General features: G+C 61.5%; 15 protein-coding genes. 4 read left to right on the top strand and 11 right to left on the bottom strand.

The window, feature by feature from the left end; all coding sequences use genetic code 11:
• Position 1 precedes the first annotated feature (1 nt).
• From IHQ72_RS21315 to IHQ72_RS21305, 3 genes are read right to left on the bottom strand one after another with little or no spacing between them, the layout of a single operon-like run.
• Positions 2-1,672, bottom strand: coding sequence for a peptide ABC transporter substrate-binding protein (locus IHQ72_RS21315; protein ID WP_258117048.1), 1,671 nt, complete (start codon positions 1,670-1,672; stop codon positions 2-4).
• A 38-nt stretch (positions 1,673-1,710) separates the two neighbouring features.
• The gene (locus IHQ72_RS21310) at positions 1,711-3,375 is read right to left on the bottom strand and encodes an ABC transporter ATP-binding protein (RefSeq protein WP_258117047.1); all 1,665 of its coding nucleotides are present in this window, start codon (positions 3,373-3,375) and stop codon (positions 1,711-1,713) included.
• Positions 3,376-3,380: 5 nt separating this feature from the next.
• The gene (locus IHQ72_RS21305) at positions 3,381-3,755 is read right to left on the bottom strand and encodes a hypothetical protein (protein WP_258117046.1); all 375 of its coding nucleotides are present in this window, start codon (positions 3,753-3,755) and stop codon (positions 3,381-3,383) included.
• Between the two features lie 370 nt (positions 3,756-4,125).
• Here IHQ72_RS21305 and IHQ72_RS21300 point away from each other — a divergent pair, with 370 nt between their 5' ends.
• From IHQ72_RS21300 to IHQ72_RS21290, 3 genes are all read left to right on the top strand, one after another.
• Positions 4,126-5,451 carry an NAD(P)/FAD-dependent oxidoreductase gene (locus IHQ72_RS21300; protein WP_258123898.1) on the top strand — a complete coding sequence of 442 codons (1,326 nt, stop codon included), beginning with the start codon at positions 4,126-4,128 and terminating at the stop codon, positions 5,449-5,451.
• A gap of 86 nt (positions 5,452-5,537) precedes the next feature.
• A complete protein-coding gene (locus IHQ72_RS21295; RefSeq protein WP_258117045.1) occupies positions 5,538-6,611 on the top strand; it encodes a tartrate dehydrogenase in 1,074 nt (357 codons plus the stop codon).
• 10 nt (positions 6,612-6,621) lie between these two features.
• Entirely contained in the window at positions 6,622-7,098 is a 477-nt protein-coding gene (locus tag IHQ72_RS21290) for an Lrp/AsnC family transcriptional regulator (RefSeq protein ID WP_029352587.1), read from the top strand.
• Between the two features lie 40 nt (positions 7,099-7,138).
• Here IHQ72_RS21290 and IHQ72_RS21285 read toward each other — a convergent pair whose 3' ends face one another.
• Together IHQ72_RS21285 and IHQ72_RS21280 are read right to left on the bottom strand one after the other, a co-directional pair.
• Positions 7,139-8,515: an aspartate aminotransferase family protein gene (locus IHQ72_RS21285; protein ID WP_258117044.1), complete on the bottom strand. Its 1,377-nt coding sequence runs from the start codon at positions 8,513-8,515 to the stop codon at positions 7,139-7,141.
• A gap of 13 nt (positions 8,516-8,528) precedes the next feature.
• Positions 8,529-9,371, bottom strand: coding sequence for a GNAT family N-acetyltransferase (locus IHQ72_RS21280; RefSeq protein ID WP_258117043.1), 843 nt, complete (start codon positions 9,369-9,371; stop codon positions 8,529-8,531).
• 321 nt (positions 9,372-9,692) lie between these two features.
• On the opposite strand from IHQ72_RS21280, the gene IHQ72_RS21275 reads away from it, so the two are divergent.
• Entirely contained in the window at positions 9,693-10,382 is a 690-nt protein-coding gene (locus IHQ72_RS21275) for a haloacid dehalogenase type II (RefSeq protein WP_258117042.1), read from the top strand.
• Between the two features lie 126 nt (positions 10,383-10,508).
• Here IHQ72_RS21275 and IHQ72_RS21270 read toward each other — a convergent pair.
• The 6 genes from IHQ72_RS21270 to argE form a co-directional block, all read right to left on the bottom strand.
• Positions 10,509-11,455 (bottom strand): IS630 family transposase gene (locus IHQ72_RS21270; protein ID WP_143744659.1). Its coding sequence is split into 2 segments (ribosomal slippage): positions 10,509-11,114 and positions 11,117-11,455, totalling 945 coding nucleotides; the frame shifts between segments, so codons are not numbered across the junction.
• 92 nt (positions 11,456-11,547) lie between these two features.
• Positions 11,548-13,023 (bottom strand): NAD-dependent succinate-semialdehyde dehydrogenase, encoded by a 1,476-nt coding sequence (locus tag IHQ72_RS21265; RefSeq protein ID WP_258117041.1) that lies wholly within the window; start codon positions 13,021-13,023, stop codon positions 11,548-11,550.
• 18 nt (positions 13,024-13,041) lie between these two features.
• Complete coding sequence (locus IHQ72_RS21260; RefSeq protein WP_258117040.1) at positions 13,042-14,085, bottom strand: tartrate dehydrogenase; 1,044 nt, start codon at positions 14,083-14,085, stop codon at positions 13,042-13,044.
• A 168-nt stretch (positions 14,086-14,253) separates the two neighbouring features.
• Entirely contained in the window at positions 14,254-14,610 is a 357-nt protein-coding gene (locus tag IHQ72_RS21255; RefSeq protein ID WP_029352600.1) for a cupin domain-containing protein, read from the bottom strand.
• Positions 14,611-14,624: 14 nt separating this feature from the next.
• A complete protein-coding gene (locus tag IHQ72_RS21250; RefSeq protein ID WP_258117038.1) occupies positions 14,625-15,548 on the bottom strand; it encodes a 2-hydroxyacid dehydrogenase in 924 nt (307 codons plus the stop codon).
• Between the two features lie 17 nt (positions 15,549-15,565).
• The gene (gene argE, locus IHQ72_RS21245; protein WP_258123897.1) at positions 15,566-16,690 is read right to left on the bottom strand and encodes an acetylornithine deacetylase; all 1,125 of its coding nucleotides are present in this window, start codon (positions 16,688-16,690) and stop codon (positions 15,566-15,568) included.
• Positions 16,691-16,927 lie beyond the last annotated feature (237 nt).

Here is a 16,927-nt window from a genome sequence, read left to right as displayed (position 1 = left end):
GTCAGTCCTTCCAATGCCATCCGGCGGCATGCCAGGATGCGACGCGGGCGTTGGAATTTGCCTCGAAACCCTCCAGCCCTTCCTTGCGGCCGAACACATTGGCGTAGGCAAACAGAGGCAGGAACGGCAGATCCTGACGAACGATTTCCTGCACACGCAGATAGATGGCGCGCCGCTCTTCCCGGTCGAAGGTGCGGGCGCCCTTTTCGAGCAGCGCATCGACCTCCGGGTTGGAGTACTGGCCCGTGTTCGAGCCCTTTCCGCCCTTCGCAACGATCGCCTTGGTGTGCAGGCGGTTGGAAACGTCGGGGTCGCCCGCGATGACATTGGTTACACCGGAAATCGCTGACTCGAACTGCGATTTGAGCCAGAAATCGCCCCACATGACGGCGGCCGGCAGGTTCGAGATGGTCATCTCCACCCCGATCTCGGCGAATGTCTGCTGCAGGAACTGCTGCGTCTGCTCGCGCAGGTGGTTGCCGGAGGTGGTGGAGTTGGCGAACGACAGACGCACCCCGTCCTTCACTCGTATTCCATCGGCTCCGGGTACCCAGCCGGCCTCGTCGAGGAGCTGGCGCGCGCGCTCGATGTTGAACTCCTGCGCCGGCAGGTTCGGATTGTAGTAGTAGGAATTCTGCGGCATGAAGGTCTCGGTGGGGTTGTGGACCCCGTAATAGAGTCCTTCGAGGATCGCTTTCCTATCTATTGCGGCGTAGAGCGCCTGGCGGACCGCCGGGTCTTTGAATTGCGGCTTCTCAAGATTGAGATAGATCGACTCGACCGATGCGCCGCGCTCCAACATGACCACGCGATCCGGTAGTTTGCTGGCTTCCCCATAGTGGTCGGCGGTTATGAATGCCTGGTCGACAAGATCAATGTCGCCGCTCTTGAACTGGGTATAGAGCACTGTCATGTCGGGGATGTATTTGAAGACGAGCCGCTCCAAATAGGGACCCTCCCCGGCATAATCCGCGTTCGCGACGAGTTCGATATGATCGCCGGCGATGCGCTGCGCCCACTTGAATGCGCCAGTGCCGACAGGCGCCTGATTGAAGGCGGCGGCGTTGGGGTCGGCCTCTTTTTCGAGGATATGCTTGGGAACCATGAAGGTTTCGGCGAGAAACGACAGGTAAGGGGCGAAAGCCTCCTCCATCCGCCAGGTGAGCTCGGTCGGCGAGACCACCTTGAGATCGCGCACCAGCGAATGGCCGGCCGTGCGCCACGCACGGAATTTCGGATTGGTGATGAGCTCAAGCGTGAACTTCACGTCCTCGGCCGTGAAGGGTTGGCCGTCGTGCCAGCGGACGTCATCACGCAGGCGGATGCGCCACAAAAGTCCATCCTCCGAGATGCCGCCATTTTTTTGGCTTGGCACTTCGACCACAAGATTGGGCTGAAGAACGCCCTTAGAGTCCATGCGAACGAGTGCATCAAACACTGAGAAATGCACAGCGTCGTCGCACTCGGTATGCGGCATCAGTGGATTGAAGACGGTGGGTTCCTGCGAAAATCCGACGACGACGCGGCCGGTTGGGCTCGCTGGAGGGTTCTGGGCGAAGGCGGGTTTGCCCAACAGATTGGGCGCAATGAGGCCTGCAGCCCCGCCTATCGCCATCAATCGCAGTGCATCGCGCCGCGAGTAGTTTGATTTGGTGTTTGAGCGTTCAGTCATTGGAATTCCCCTTGTTCTGGCGGTATCCGCCGTGGCTCTTACCCATTTGCTGCAACCGGACGGGTAGATCCCGGCTGCTCTCCAGGAATCGCCGCCACCAGCTCACGTGTGTAGGCTGATTGCGGGTCGAGGAAGATTTGCGAGGGTGGTCCGCGTTCAACGATCCGCCCTTTCTGCATCACCGCGATTTCGTCGCAGATCTGGCTGGCGACGCGCAGGTCGTGGGTGATGAAGATCATCGACACGCTGGTCTCCCGCTGGATCTGGTCCAGCAACTGCAGGATCTGGGCCTGGATCGACACGTCGAGCGCCGAGACCGCCTCGTCGGCGATCAGCAACTTCGGCTTGAACATCAGTGCCCGAGCGATGCCGATGCGTTGGCGCTGCCCACCGGAAAATTCATGCGGATAGCGGCCAAAGGCGCCGGCATCGAGCCCGACATGAGCCAGAAGCGCCTTCGCTTCTTCACGCGCTTGGGCATAGGGCGCCCCGTGCGCGACTGGGCCAACGGTCAAGATGTGGCCGACTGTCGAACGCGGGTTGAGCGACGCGAAGGGGTCCTGGAAGATCATTTGGACCCGCGGCCGCAGCGCGCGGAACTCGGTTTCGGAAAGCTTGGCGATATCGCGGCCCTCGAACAGAATCCCGCCGCCGTCGTTGTCGAGCAGCTTGATCAGAAGCCGGCCCAGCGACGATTTGCCGGAACCGCTCTCGCCCACGACGCCCAACGTGCGCCCGGGCGCCAGTTCGAACGAGACCTCGTTGACGGCGGGCACGACGCGCTGCGAGCCGAACAGGGAACTGCCGCTGCGGTAGGTCTTCATCAGGCCCTCGACCTTCAAGATCGGCGCTTTGTCAGTCGTCTCAAGAGGAATGCGGTCCTCGCCGGTCAGGTGCGGGACGGCCGCGATAAGGCGCCGGGTGTAGGGATGGCTGGGCGACTGCAGGACCTGTTTGGCGCTACCCTGCTCGACGATGTGGCCCTTCTCCATCACCACGACGCTGTCAGCGATTTCAGCCACCACCCCGAAGTCGTGGGTGATGAACATGACGCTCATTCCCTTGCGGCGCTGAATGTCGCGGATCAGTTCCAGGATCTGCGCCTGGGTGGTCACGTCGAGCGCGGTCGTCGGTTCATCCGCGATCAGGATCGTGGGCTCGAGTGCCAGCGCCATGGCGATCATCACCCGCTGCCGCTGCCCGCCGGAGAGGCGGAACGGATATTGGTGATACATGAGTTCGGGGTCGGGCAGCCCCACCTCGGTCAGCAACTCGACAGCGCGGCCGCGACGGGATTTCGGGGTGCCGACGCCATGTGCCGCCATCACTTCGTCGATCTGCGCGCCCACCGTCATCAGCGGATTGAGCGCCGAGAGCGGATCCTGGAAAATCATCGACACAACCCGGCCGCGTAGGCTGCGCAGCTTGTCGGGCGACATGCCTATGATGTTCATCCCATCCAGCTGGATGGCGCCCGAGGAGACGCGGATCACCTTGGGCAGAAGCCCCATGATCGCATTGGCTGTGACAGACTTTCCCGATCCGGATTCGCCGATGATGCACAGGATCTGGCCGCGCTTCAGATCAAAGGAGATGTTCTCGACGGCATGGGTCCGTTCCATGCCCTGCGGCAAATTCACCGTGAGGTCGCGTATCGAAAGCGCCACATCGTGGGGGGCTACAGCCTGGATGCTTGCGACCATTGCGATCACCTCCCCTTTGAACCGAGCGGGTCCACGCTGTTGCGGACCGCATCATCGCGCTTTGAGCAGAAGCGCCTCACCGTAGCGTCCGTCGTCTGGTCATCTCGGCGTTTCGCGCCCTGAGGCTGCGAGAGACTGATTCTGCTCATCCTGGCGGCTCCCTTGATGAAATCCGGTCCGTGTACCGGACACTGTTCCCTTTTCTTGGAGAACTCTCCGAACGGGCAGGCCGTGCCTATCGGATGTCCTCTGGAGCCTGCCTGCCATAAGGAGGGATTGCTCCGTTCTTTCAGCCAGTTTGACTGTTCTGTTTCCGCATAGTCGTCGAAATTTGGCCCTCGGGCGGCAGGAACTTCTGAAAAGAACGTCACGTTCGGCATTTCACTCTGCTCCCGTTCCGGCGCAGAAACCGGGATCAGACAACCAGTCCTTCGTCCGGCAATTCGTGCTCGACAGGCCTTGCCGTCGCGCGGATTGGTACCCCGTGCGGCCCAGCAATGTCGGCAGGGCACTGCGGATCAAGGTCGACAATTGCGCGCCGCGTCCCGAAAAGCCCATGCCGTAGATTACGCGGCTGGGTGAAGTGTACTCCTGCTTGCCCCGGCGAGGTTGGGCGCCAGCGAGCTTTTTCGGCAACAATTGCCTATTCTATTGACTGCAAACCGCAGGAAATTCCGTCCAGGCATGAACTCCGCAGCCTGCCTCTGCAGGCGGCAGGTTAGGATGCTTCAAATTACCGGAGTCCCATCCATGCCCGCGCCGCTCATGCACATCGAGTGTAGCCCTTCCCTGCCTCGCGAGGCGGACGTCGTCGTCATCGGCGGCGGCGTGGTAGGCGTTTTCACGGCATATTATCTCGCACGCCGCGGCGTCAGCGTTGCCCTGCTGGAAAAGGGGCGCGTTGCCGCCGAACAGTCCAGCCGCAACTGGGGCTGGTGCCGCCAGCAGAACCGTGACGCGCGCGAGTTGCCGATGGCAACCAAGAGCCTCGATCTCTGGGAAAAAGTGGCGCAGGAGACTGGCGAAGACACCGGCTTTCGCCGTTGCGGGTTGCTCTATCTCTCGCAGGACGAAAACGAGTTGGCAGGCTGGGCAAAGTGGCGCGATTTCGCAAGGACGGTTGGCGTCACTACGCATGTGTTGAGCGCGGAAGAAGCCACCGAACGGGGCAAGGCGACCGGCCGCAAATGGAAAGGCGGCGTGTTCTCGCCAACTGACGGAACGGCGGATCCTTCAAAGGCGGTGCCCGTTGCCGCGCGCGGCATCATGGCGGCCGGCGGCACGGTACATCAGAATTGCGCGGCGCGCGGGCTGGAACTGAGCGCCGGCCGGGTCAGCGGCGTCGTTACAGAAGCGGGAACCATCCGGACAACGACCGTGGTCATGGCCGGAGGCGCGTGGGCTTCTTCCTTCTGCAACCAGCTTGGTATTCGTTTCCCGCAAGCTGCCGTGCGTCAGTCCATTCTAGCCGTAGCGCCGGGCGCAAATGGCCTGCCGGATGCCCTGCATACCGCGCGCGTCTCGCTGACGCGACGCGGCAACGGTGGATACGCGCTGGCGATCAGCGGGCGGGCGCGAGTCGATCCAACGCCGCAGCAGCTCAGGTTCAGCCGCGAGTTCGTGCCCATGTTCGCCCGCCGCTGGCGCAGTCTGGCCCCGGGAGCGTTCGAGGGCTGGCGTCAAGGTCATGAAAGCCTGAGGAAATGGGTACTTGACGACGTGACACCAATGGAACGGAATCGGATTCTCGACCCTAAACCTGACATGAGGCAGATTCGCCTGACATATCAAAGAGCCTGCGGATTGCTGCCCGAACTCCAGCGCGTCGCGATTTCTCATGCTTGGGCGGGCTATGTCGACAGCACGCCCGATGGCATCCCGGCAATCGGTGAAGTGGAGGGGATTCCGGGCTTCCTTCTCGCCGCGGGATTTAGCGGCCACGGCTTCGGGATCGGGCCCGGCGCTGGGCATATGATCGCCGATATCATCACCGGCAGCGAGCCGATCGTCGATCCGCGTCCCTATCGGCCGGAGCGTCTGAAGACAGCTGCGTGGGGCAAGGTCGCTGAATTCTGAGAAGACCGATTTGCCAAGGTCCAACCGGTCGCACACGAGATCGAGGCCGCGAGGCGGCCAGCACTGAAAACAATGGGGAAGTGACGATGCGCGAATATGAGATTGCCGCCATTCCGGCCGACGGGATCGGCCCAGAGGTCATTGCCGCCGGTCTCCAGGCGCTTGAGACACTTGAAGAGCGCTGCGGCGACTTCAAGCTGCGCGTCCGGCATTTCGACTGGGGCTCAGACTACTACAAGGCCCATGGTCGGATGATGCCCGAAGATGGGGTGGCGCAACTGAAGCGCTTCGACGCTATCTTCTTTGGCGCGGTAGGCGCTCCCGATGTGCCCGACGATATCACGCTCTGGGGCCTCCGGCTGCCGATTTGCCAAGGCTTTGATCAATACGCGAACGTGCGGCCGACAAGGATATTGCCCGGTATTGTTTCGCCGCTGGCGGGCGTTGGCCCTGGCGATCTGGATTGGGTGATCGTGCGGGAGAATTCCGAGGGCGAGTATTCGGGCCACGGCGGCCGCGCCCATCGCGGCCTCCCCGAGGAGGTCGGAACCGAGGTCGCGATCTTCACGCGCGTCGGCGTCACCCGCATCATGCGATATGCATTCCGGCTGGCGCAGTCACGGTCGCGAAAGCTCCTGACAGTTGTTACGAAATCCAACGCGCAGCGTCACGGCATGGTAATGTGGGACGAAATCGCCGCCGAGGTGGCACGGGAATTCCCGGACGTCACGTGGGACAAGATGCTGGTTGATGCTATGACGACGCGGATGACGCTGAAACCACGGAGCCTCGATACGATCGTCGCCACCAATCTTCACGCCGACATATTGTCGGACCTTGCAGGCGCGCTTGCGGGCAGTCTCGGCGTAGCGCCGACCGCCAATATTGATCCCGAGCGGCGCTATCCCTCGATGTTCGAGCCTATCCACGGCTCGGCGTTCGACATTGCCGGCAAAGGTATCGCCAACCCTGTCGCCACCTTCTGGACCGCCGCCCAGATGCTCGACCATCTGGGCGAAAGCGAAGCGGCCGACCGGCTGATGCGCGCTGTGGAATCGGTGACAAGGGAAGGCGTGCTGACGCCGGACGTTGGTGGCACCGCGACCACGCAGGAAGTAACGGACGCCGTTTGCCGGACGATCCGCGGTTCGAACGTGTGACAGGTTTCTGATGAAGCTCGACAAGATCGACATCAAAATTCTCTCCGAGCTGCAAAAGAACGGGCGCATATCCAACGTCGAGCTTGCCGAGCTGGTGTATCTGTCACCGAGCCCCTGCCTGATGCGGGTCAAGAAGCTTCAGGCGGAAGGCTTCATCACCGGTTATTCCGCCCAGATCGACGTCTCCAAGCTCGGGCAGACGTTGACGGTCTTCACCGAGATCACGCTCAGGAACCATCGGCAGAACGACTTCGCGCGGTTTCTTGCCACCGTCGAGAAGATCGATTCCGTCATCGAATGCCATCTTGTTTCAGGCGGCTACGACTACCTGGTGAAGTTTGTCACAGCGGGAATCACCGAATACCAGACGGTCATGGAGCGCCTTGTCGAAATGGACATCGGCATCGACAAATATTTCAGCTTCGTGGTGCTCAAGTCCCCTATCGTGAAATCTCACCTGCCGCTCGACGCCATATTCGACAGATGAGGAAGAGGCTGCCCCGCGCATACGGCGGCAGTCTGAACGATCATCTTTTCATCGCCGCCCGCACGTTCTTGTCTTCGAGGGTTTGATCCAGCGTCATCCGCGTGCGTTCGAGGATTCCATCGATATCGTCCTCCGTGCAGCAGAGCGGCGGCGCATAGCCCAGGATGCCGCTGTTGAAGGCGCGGATGATGAGGCCGTTCGCCCATGCGCGGTCGAAAATACGGCGACCCGGATCGGCTGCCGCCGGCAGGGGCGTCTTGTGCTCCTTGTCAGTGACCAACTCGACCGCGGCCAGCATGCCGCGACCGCGAATATCGCCAACCAGCGGGTGGTCGGCGAGCGAGCGAAGGCCTTCCATCAAGCGCTTCCCGGCCTTCCGCCCGTTCTCGAGCAAGCCCTCTTCATAGAGACGCAGGCATTCCAGCCCCACCGCCGCGCTCACGGGATGGGCTGAATAGGTGTAGCCATGGCCGACAGGCGCTTTGCCGGCTCCGTCCGCGATCGTATTGTAGACATGGTCCGACATGAAGACTGCGCCCATCGGCACGTAGCCCGAGGTCAGTCCCTTCGCCGTGGTTATGAAATCCGGCACCACATCGTCCTCTTCACAGGCGAAGAGCGGACCGGTGCGGCCAAAGGCAGTGATGACTTCGTCGGCAACGAACAGAATGTCGTGTTCCTTGCACACGGCGTGCAGGGCCTTCAGCCAGCCTGTCGGTGGAACGAGGACACCGCCCGAACCCTGAATGGGTTCGGTGTAGAAGGCCGCAACGCGGTCCGCGCCGAGTTCCGCGATCTTGGCGCGCAGGGCCGCGACCGATGCGTCGATAATCGTCTGCGGATCGGAACCGACCGGATTGCGATAGGCGTAGTGCGAGGGAATCTTGTGCTGCCAGTCGTAAGGCACACCGAAGCCCGCATGGAAAGCGGGGATCGCGGTCAGACCGGACCCTGCCGTAGAGGATCCGTGGTAGCCATACTCGACCGAGATGAACTGGTCCTTTTGCGGCGTACCCCTGGCATGGTAGTAGTAGCGAATGAAACGGATCGTGCTGTCGACTGCGTCGGAACCGCCCAGCGTGAAATAGACATGGTTCAGATCGCCGGGCGCGAGTTCGGCAAGTCTGGCAGCAAGACGAATGGCAGGCTCGGACCCCAGCCCGAAATATCCAGTCGCATAGGGAAGCTCTCTTAGCTGCTTGGCGGCTGCTTCAACGACACTTTCCTGGCCGTAGCCGATGTTCACACACCATAGACCGGCGAATCCGTCCAGCAGGGTTTTCCCGCTTGCATCGGTCACCGTTGCGCCCTTGGCGGATTTAAGCACCCGCACGCCCGTCTCCTCGTGGCTCCGATAGCATGAAAACGGGTGAACAAGATGTGCGCGATCGAGTTCGATCAGTGAATTTGCCAGCATTTCTTCCTCCGATTCAACCGAGTGCCTGACTGACCAACGCATATGTGCGGTGATGCGCGGGCTTGCTTTCTTTGTGCGTGGCCATGGAGCGTCGCATCGTGATCCCACCGCCGACGTGCGCGAGCCCGCGCCCGGTGAGCCATTCAGCAAGATCCGTTGAAACGTCGGTATCGACACGGACGAACTTGCCCTGATGATGGGCGAGCAGAAAGTCGATCAGGGCTTTGGCCTCGGTACCGTTTCTCGCCACCACCGGCCCGATGACCAGCCCCCGGCCGAATGGCCGGATGGCGGAAAAGGCCTGGGTATCGCCTTCATCGCGAATGACAGCGAACTTCGCGCGCTCGCGAAGCAGCTTCATCAGCGCCGAACGGTCATGGCCAAATGCCTCGCGATCCAGAACCCCGAGGCGGGCAAGATCGCCGCTCTCGGCCCAGGATACACGTGCCGGCGCTGAAACAGGCAATGCCTCGCCCTGATGCTGTACGATCTCGCCAGTCGTGACGAAGCCCAGCTTCTCATAGAGCGGCAGGCCTTCCCGTGTCGCCGCCAGGCAACAAGTGCGCTCACCCGCCTTGGCAAGCGCCTCTTCCATCATCTTTCGGCCGAGCCCGCGGCCGCGCATGGCCGCATCAACGATCACCATGTTGATGGCGGCGGCATCGTCGCCGTAGGGGGTCATCATGATGGTCGCCACCACGCGTTCTTCTTCCAAAGCGACGATCCCCCGGCTGACCGACTGGACCAGCTCCCAATCCTCGCGGCGATGCGGCCATTTAACTTGGCGAGACAACTCGACAGCACCTTCCAGGTGCCCCGGTGTCATCTCTTCAAGGATGATCTGTTGTGTGGTCATGATGAATTTCCGGCCTTCGTCTTCAGGTGCTTACGGTAGACCACCAAAGACAGCAGTTCCTCCCGACCGGCAGCCATGCGCCACGCGTTTTCACTATCCCTCGCCGCTCGCGCCGCATCTTCTGCCGAAGCATGGCCGACAGGCCGCGCTGCTCCCAAAGCTCGAAAGGACATCTGGCGCAACTCTCTGCCAAACCGGCGATGCAATACGAAACGATCTGCTTCAGGTCGCGGCGAATGCGGCCGTTAGTCTTCCAGATCTCCGACTAAGGTGATTGCGGTACAGGCACGCTGTGCCGAGAAAACTAGGAGGATGGTCGCCATGTCGACGTTCAGACCGAAATACATCACCTTCGACTGCTACGGCACGCTCACCAATTTCGATATGGCCGGTGCCGCGAGGCGCGTCTACGGCGAGCGCCTCTCCCCAGAGGCAATGGCCAGCTTCGTGGAGGCTTTTAGAGGCTATCGCCTTGACGAGGTGCTGGGGCCATGGAAACCCTTCCTCGAGGTGGTGCAGAATTCCATCGAACGCAGCTGCAAGCGCATCGGTATCCAGTTCAAACCCGAAGATGCCCAACGCATCTATGACGAAGTGCCAACCTGGGGTCCGCACCCCGACGTCCCGGCGGGCCTGTCCAGAGTGGCCAAGGAAATCCCACTGGTGATCCTGTCCAACTCCATGAACAGCCTGATCATGTCGAATGTGGAAAAGCTCGGCGCGCCCTTTCACACCGTCATCACCGCCGAAGAGGTTGGCGCCTATAAGCCGCTGATGAAGGGTTTCGAATATATGTTCGACAAGCTCGGCTGCGACCCTGAGGACATTACGCATGTGTCGTCCTCATTCCGCTACGATCTTATGACCGCCTATGATCTCGGTATCAAGAGCAAGGTCTGGGTGAATCGCGGCCACGAGCCCGCGAACCCCTTCTACGAATATACCGAGATCAAGGATATCGGAGGTCTGGCCGCCGCCGTCGGACTGGAGCCCGTTCGGGAAGTTGCTTGAGGCTGGCGGGCCTCCGGCCATCGCGGCATCCGAAGTATCGAATCAGAAAGGGGCGGTTCGGCCGCCCCTTTCTCATTGCTTGTCTCGCTCTTGAGATTCCGAAAAGGCCTCTAGAGCGGGATGAATTTAGGTTGGCGCATAGCCGGCCTCGATGAAGTAATTTCTGCATTCGGTTGAAGTGACAGTGCCGAGGATTTGGCCGATGGCGTCACAGACGGTCTCGACCGTTCGCTTGGCAGCCTTGCGCAGCCAATGCTTGAGCTTGGCGAAGAATTTCTCAATAGGGTTGAGGTCGGGGGAGTATTTGGGCAGCAAGAACAGCCTGGCGCCGGCCGAGCGGATGGCACGGCGCACGGCCTTGCCCTTGTGCGAACCGAGATTGTCCATGATGACGATGTCACCGGGCTTGAGGGTTGGGACGAGAACCGCATCGACATAGAGCTGGAAACGCTCGCCGTTGATCGGTCCGTCGATCAGCCATGGTGCATCGACACGGTCGTGGCGCAGTGCCGCCAAGAAGGTCATGGTCTTCCAATGACCGTGCGGCACCTTGGCCTTGATCCTCTCGCCGCGCGGCGCCCATCCTCTGAGCGGCGCCATATTGGTCTTGGTCCAGGTCTCGTCGATGAACACCAGGCGGGAAGGATCGATGCGGTCCTGATACTTTACCCACTGTGCCCGCCGGCGCGCCACATCCGGGCGATCCTGCTCACTGGCGATCAGCGTCTTTTTTTGTGACTGAGCTTCTCGGCGTGAACGAACTCCCACACCGAGCGGTAATCGACCTTCAGGCCGTGATCGCCAAGCTCGGCCACAAGACCGCGCAGTGTGAACTCCGCCGCCCGGCAGCGCCGCAGCAGCCACTCCCGATGCTCTCCGGCAATCTTCTTCGGTCTGTGCCCACCCATCTTGCCGGGTGTCAGCTTGTTCGTCTCGCGCAAGCGGCGCACCCATCGGATGACCGTGCTGATTCCAACCCCGTAGCGCTCTGCCGCCTGACGTCGCGACAGGCCCTCCTGCTCAACCGACGCTACCACCCGCGTGCGAAGATCCATCGAGTAAGGCTTGCCCATCCATGCTGGCCTCCTGACCCAGCCAGCAGGTTGAATCAGATTTGCTCGCCTTCGGGAATCCCCTTTCGATTCAGACTCAATTCATCCCCGCTCTAATTCAACCCGCCGACGTGAAGCGTCTTGACCTCCAGATATTCCTCAATCCCCAGTTGCGATCCTTCGCGCCCCAGCCCCGATTGCTTCACACCGCCGAACGGCGCGACCTCCGTCGAGATCAGACCGGTGTTGAGTCCGACCATGCCGAACTCCAGCGCCTCGGCCACACGCCACGATCGTTTGAGGTTTTCCGTGTAGAAATAGGCGGCAAGGCCGAAGGGTGTTCCATTGGCGATCGCGATGGCTTCCTCCTCGGTTTCAAAACGGAACAACGGCGCAACGGGCCCGAACGTCTCTTCCGACGCCAGCAGCATTTCGGTCGTGGCGTCGCCGAGCAGAATAGGCCGGGCGTATTGCTTGCCTTCCGGCACTGCTTCGCTCCGGGCAATTATCCGGGCCCCTTTCTCCAAAGCATCGGCGACATGCCGCTCGATCTTCTCGATGGCGGCACCATTGATCATCGGCCCGATGACGACGCCCTCCTCTGTACCGGCGCCAACCTTCATGTCTGCAACTCGGCTGGCGAGCTTCGCAGCAAACGCCTCATAGATGCCGGCCTGCACAAGAATGCGGTTGGCACAGACGCAAGTCTGGCCGCCATTGCGAAATTTGGAGTCTACCGCGCCTTCGACGGCGAGATCGAGATCTGCGTCATCGAAGACGATGAAAGGCGCGTTCCCGCCGAGCTCGAGGCTGAGCCTTTTGATGCCGTCGGCGGCGCCCTTCATCAAAAGCGCGCCGACGCGGGTCGAACCGGTGAACGAGATCTTGCGCACCGTCTCGTTGGCCATCAGTTCCTTGCCGATCTCTCCCGGCATGCCGGTCACGATGTTGATAACGCCGGCCGGGATGCCCGCTCGCTCCGCCAGCACGCCGAGCGCGAGCGCCGAAAAGGGTGTGAACTCCGACGGCTTGATCACCACCGTGCAGCCGGCGGCAAGGGCGGGCGCCACCTTGCGCGTGATCATCGCATTGGGGAAATTCCACGGGGTGATGATGGCGCAGACGCCGACTGCTTCCTTGAGAACCAGAATGCGGCGATCGGCGGTGGGTGATGGAATGGTCGAGCCACCGATCCGGCGCGCCTCCTCCGCAAACCATTTCACGAAAGATGCGCCGTAGCGGATTTCCGCCGACGCCTCGGCAAGCGGCTTACCCTGCTCCAGCGTCAGCAGAAGCGCCAAATCCTGTTCGTGCTGGCGAATGAGGTCGTGCCATCGCTCCAGCAGTCTCGCACGCTCGGCATGGGTCGTCTTCTTCCAGCTTTTGAATGCCTCGGCCGCAGCACCGATCGCGGCCCTGGTCTCGTCGCCGCCCATGTCGGGAACGCTGCCAAGAACATTCAGGGTGGCAGGATTGGTGACATCGACGACGACCTTTGTATCCGTTTCCCGCCACACACCGCCAATCAACGCCTGCTGGCGGAACAGGTCCGCATCGTCAAACGTGCCAATCTTCGTTATCGCATTCATGGTCTTTCCTCTGCCCTTTCAGCTCAATGCCGCAAGCACAGCTTGCGTGATTGTTTCAGTCCGGTCCTTGCCTGCGATCGTGCCTATGCCCCGCGCGGTTATGGACTCGATTGCCGACATCACTTCTGCCGCAGCATGCCCCTCGCCCAGATGCTCGAGCATCATCGCACCGGACCAGATCGCGGCGATCGGATTGGCGACGCCGAGATGCGCGATGTCGGGCGCCGAACCATGGACCGGCTCGAACATGGAAGGCGCGCTGCGATCGGGATTGATATTGGCAGAGGCGGCGTAACCCAGCCCGCCCTGAATGGCCGCTCCAATATCCGTGAGGATGTCGCCAAAAAGATTTGAGGCGACGATCACGTCGAGGCTTTCCGGCGCAAGCACCATGCGGGCAGCCATGGCGTCGATGTGGTAGTGCGAGACCTCTACATCGGGATAGTCCTTCGCAATCTCGCGCGTCACCTCATCCCAGAAAACCATGGAATGTTTCTGCGCGTTGGATTTGGTCACAGATGCGAGCTTCTTGCGGCGCGCCCGCGCCTGTTCGAAACCGAAACGCATGATCCGTTCGACACCCGCACGCGTAAAGATTGCTGTCTCAATCGCGACCTCATTGGCTGTGCCGGAATGAACGCGCCCGCCGGCGCCGGAATATTCGCCTTCCGTATTCTCGCGGATGCACAGGATATCGAAACCATCGGAGCGGAGGGGGCCCTGAACGCCCGGCAACAGCCGGTGCGGCCGTATGTTGGCGTACTGCGTGAACCCTTTCCGGATCGGCAGGAGCAGTCCGTGAAGCGATACTGAGTCGGGCACTTCCGCGGACCAGCCGACAGCGCCGAGATAGATCGCATCGAATTTTCGAAGTGTCTCGATGCCGTCTGGCGGCATCATTGCGCCGGTTTCCAGATAGTAGGCGCAGGACCATGGGAAGCGTTTGCCATCAAGGGCGAAACCGCCTCGTTTTGCCGCCGCCTGCATCACCTGCCATGCCGACTCGGTTACGTCCTTGCCGATGCCGTCGCCGGGGATGAGCGCTATGTTGTAGGTCTTCATTTGATGGAGATCCTCATTCGCACTAGCGGAACAATAGTGGACGGCGCGCCGCATTTTTCGTCGTGGATGAGCGGCCCGACAGCGTCGAATCGCGTCGGGCCGAACTTGGAAAGTCGATTGTTCTGGAACCGGCGCGCACTCTACTCGGCCGGACCTTGAGCACTGAACTCAGTCATAAACGCAGACGTAGATCTTGCGCACGGTCTCGATCGTGCGCCAGACGCCGACGAAACCGGGCTTCATCACGAAGCTGTCGCCGGCGCGGTAAGTCTTGGTCTCACCGCCCTTCTCCTCGATTTCGACGAGACCCGAAATGATGTGGCAGAACTCGTAGGTAGTGCCCTTGATCGAATGCGTCTCGCCGGGGGTCGCCTCCCAGACGCCGGTCAGAACCTTCTCGCCTTTCGAGGCATCCTGCGCCCAGGTCTTGAAGGATGGAGTTCCGGAAATGAGCCGCTCCGGCAGCGGCAAGGCCTCCTTGGGCGTGAAGGCGGGATTTGTGTCAATCGTGGTCAGCAGTGACATGTGGGGTCTCCTGGTTAATAGCCGAGTGTCCGATCGACGAGGCCGATCAGTTCTTCGCCGGCGCGGTGGCGCCGGATGTTGTCCACGGCGGATTGCGCCGCCGTATGCGGTTGCGTCACCGAGGCAATGTGCGGCGTTATCATCACCTTCGGATGCGACCACAGCGGATGGTCTTCCGGGAGCGGTTCCGGATCAGTTACATCAAGCATCGCCGCAGATACGTGACCGGTGTCGAGCGCGTCGATCAGCGCGGCCTGGTCGAGTTGCGGACCCCTGCCGACATGCAGCAGCCGCGCCCCGGCTGGTAGCAAGGAGAAGAGCCCGGCATTGAGAATGCTGCTCGTTTCCTGTGTCAGCGGTAGCAGGCAGACGAGAATGTCCGTCTGCTTCAGAAAGCGGGGCAACTGATCCGCGCCATGAAAACAGGCCACGCCCTCTATCCGCTTTTCGCTGCGGCTCCACCCGGCAAGCGGAAACTGGAACGGCTTCAGGCGCTCGATAGCTGCCTGCGCCAGCATGCCAAGACCAAGAAAACCGACCCGGCGCTCGGCCGCCTGTCGAGCGGCAATCGGTTGCCAGAGGCACCTTTTCTGCTGCTCGAGATAGGCGGGCATCTCCCGGTGGAGCGCCAACACGCCGAGCGCGACGTATTCCTGCATCATGCGTATGATGCCATCCTCGACCATGCGCACAAGCTTCACATGGCTTGGCACCACGTCCTGCTTGAACTGGTCGACGCCCGCTCCGATGGAAAACAGCACTTCCAGATTGCGGTAGCGCGAGATCTCGTCCGGCACCGTCCAGGTAATGAGATAGCGCACCTTCTCCGGCTCCATCTCCTCGCCGGAATGGAAGAATTCCAGCTCCGGGAGCTCGCGCGCGAAGACCTCGCGGAACACCGCAGCACGCGCGGCATCGGAATTGAAAAGAAACGCCATGGAAACCGCCCCTTCCTTCAGGCCGCGAGACGTGCGCCGAGCCCCTGGATCATCTTCCGGCAAGCGGCGAGTTCACCGGTCTCGATATATTCGTCGGCACGGTGAGCACGGCCGATGTCGCCGGGGCCGCAAATGATCGCATCGATACCGGCCTGCTGATAAAGCCCGGCCTCCGTGCCGTAACTGACCGCTGTGAGCGGCTCCTGCCCCGTCAGCTCGGTCAGAACCGCCGCTAGCTCACTCCCCTTCGCGGGTGCAAGGGCGGGATAGGAACTCAACTCTTGCCAAATTACCTCGAAGCCGCTGTCGCGCAGGGCAAAAAGCCCGGCCTTGACCGGCTCAAGCAGGGAGGATGGAGAAACGCCCGGCACGGCACGTACCTCGATATCGGCAGTGCATTGGCCAGCGATGATGTTGACCGCCTGTCCACCGGCGATGACGCCCACCTGCAACGAAGAATATGGGGGCTCGAAATCCTGATCGAGCGGTCCGTTGGCGAGGGATTGGCCATAGGCCACGGCGTGCGTGATGACGCCGGCCATGGCGTGCACGGCATTGAGTCCGAGATCGGGGCGAGACGAATGGCCGGATCGCCCGATCACCTCGAGCCGCGCGGCGGCCTTCCCCTTATGTGCGCGCACCGGCTGCATCCGGCTCGGCTCGCCGACAATCGCGCCAAGCGGCCTCTCGCATAGGCCTGGCAACGCAGCTAAGAGATGCGGCACGCCACGGCACCCCGCCTCTTCGTCGTAGGAGAATGCGAGATGAATTGGTTGCCGCAGGTTCATCGCCGCAAGTCCTGGGAGCGCGGCCAATGCGCAGGCGAGAAAGCCCTTCATGTCGGTGGTGCCGCGGCCGTAAAGCCTGCCGCCCTCGCGGCGCAGGACGAACGGATCCGAGCTCCATTCCGGCTCGCCGGCCGGCACGACATCCACATGTCCGGAGATGATGTAGCCCCGACCGGCACGCGGGCCGACCGTGACGAACAGGTTGGACCGGTCGCCCTCGGGACCGGGCAGAACCGTCACCTCGGCTCCGGCTGCCTGACAGTAGTCGCGGATCCAATCGACGATCGCGCCGTTCGGCGTGCCCACAACAGAGGGAAATGCAATCAGGGTCGCGAGGATTTCTTCCACGTTCATGGCGGTCCGCTCTGCTTGCACATTGTCACCGGGTGCGACCAGCCTATCCGTAGGCAGCAGTATTCCCTGCCGAATCGTGTCGTGCTTTGGCTGAAGATTGCGAAAAAACGCCTCGAACCAGCGAAACCTGCTGGCTTTCCCCTGTAAAGCTGCGGCAAATGAGGCCTGTCGCAAACATGGCTAAAGGCGCCAGGATCAAGACGCGTGCGTTGGGCATTCGTTGAAGGAGCGGATCGA

Origin of the sequence: Mesorhizobium onobrychidis (assembly GCF_024707545.1) — a bacterium.
In the GTDB taxonomy this organism is placed as follows: Bacteria; Pseudomonadota; Alphaproteobacteria; order Rhizobiales; family Rhizobiaceae; genus Mesorhizobium; species Mesorhizobium onobrychidis.
The sequence above is the reverse complement of the archived record's forward strand: the minus strand, read 5'-3'. Positions and strand labels throughout refer to the sequence as shown.

Excerpts from the sequence above, each read along its gene's own strand:
- IHQ72_RS21315 (WP_258117048.1), bottom strand. The coding sequence starts at position 1,672 with ATGACTGAACGCTCAAACACCAAATCAAACTACTCGCGGCGCGATGCA.
- IHQ72_RS21310 (WP_258117047.1), bottom strand. The coding sequence starts at position 3,375 with ATGGTCGCAAGCATCCAGGCTGTAGCCCCCCACGATGTGGCGCTTTCG.
- IHQ72_RS21305 (WP_258117046.1), bottom strand. The coding sequence starts at position 3,755 with ATGCCGAACGTGACGTTCTTTTCAGAAGTTCCTGCCGCCCGAGGGCCA.
- IHQ72_RS21300 (WP_258123898.1), top strand. The coding sequence starts at position 4,126 with ATGCCCGCGCCGCTCATGCACATCGAGTGTAGCCCTTCCCTGCCTCGC.
- IHQ72_RS21295 (WP_258117045.1), top strand. The coding sequence starts at position 5,538 with ATGCGCGAATATGAGATTGCCGCCATTCCGGCCGACGGGATCGGCCCA.
- IHQ72_RS21290 (WP_029352587.1), top strand. The coding sequence starts at position 6,622 with ATGAAGCTCGACAAGATCGACATCAAAATTCTCTCCGAGCTGCAAAAG.
- IHQ72_RS21285 (WP_258117044.1), bottom strand. The coding sequence starts at position 8,515 with ATGCTGGCAAATTCACTGATCGAACTCGATCGCGCACATCTTGTTCAC.
- IHQ72_RS21280 (WP_258117043.1), bottom strand. The coding sequence starts at position 9,371 with ATGACCACACAACAGATCATCCTTGAAGAGATGACACCGGGGCACCTG.
- IHQ72_RS21275 (WP_258117042.1), top strand. The coding sequence starts at position 9,693 with ATGTCGACGTTCAGACCGAAATACATCACCTTCGACTGCTACGGCACG.
- IHQ72_RS21265 (WP_258117041.1), bottom strand. The coding sequence starts at position 13,023 with ATGAATGCGATAACGAAGATTGGCACGTTTGACGATGCGGACCTGTTC.
- IHQ72_RS21260 (WP_258117040.1), bottom strand. The coding sequence starts at position 14,085 with ATGAAGACCTACAACATAGCGCTCATCCCCGGCGACGGCATCGGCAAG.
- IHQ72_RS21255 (WP_029352600.1), bottom strand. The coding sequence starts at position 14,610 with ATGTCACTGCTGACCACGATTGACACAAATCCCGCCTTCACGCCCAAG.
- IHQ72_RS21250 (WP_258117038.1), bottom strand. The coding sequence starts at position 15,548 with ATGGCGTTTCTTTTCAATTCCGATGCCGCGCGTGCTGCGGTGTTCCGC.
- argE (WP_258123897.1), bottom strand. The coding sequence starts at position 16,690 with ATGAACGTGGAAGAAATCCTCGCGACCCTGATTGCATTTCCCTCTGTT.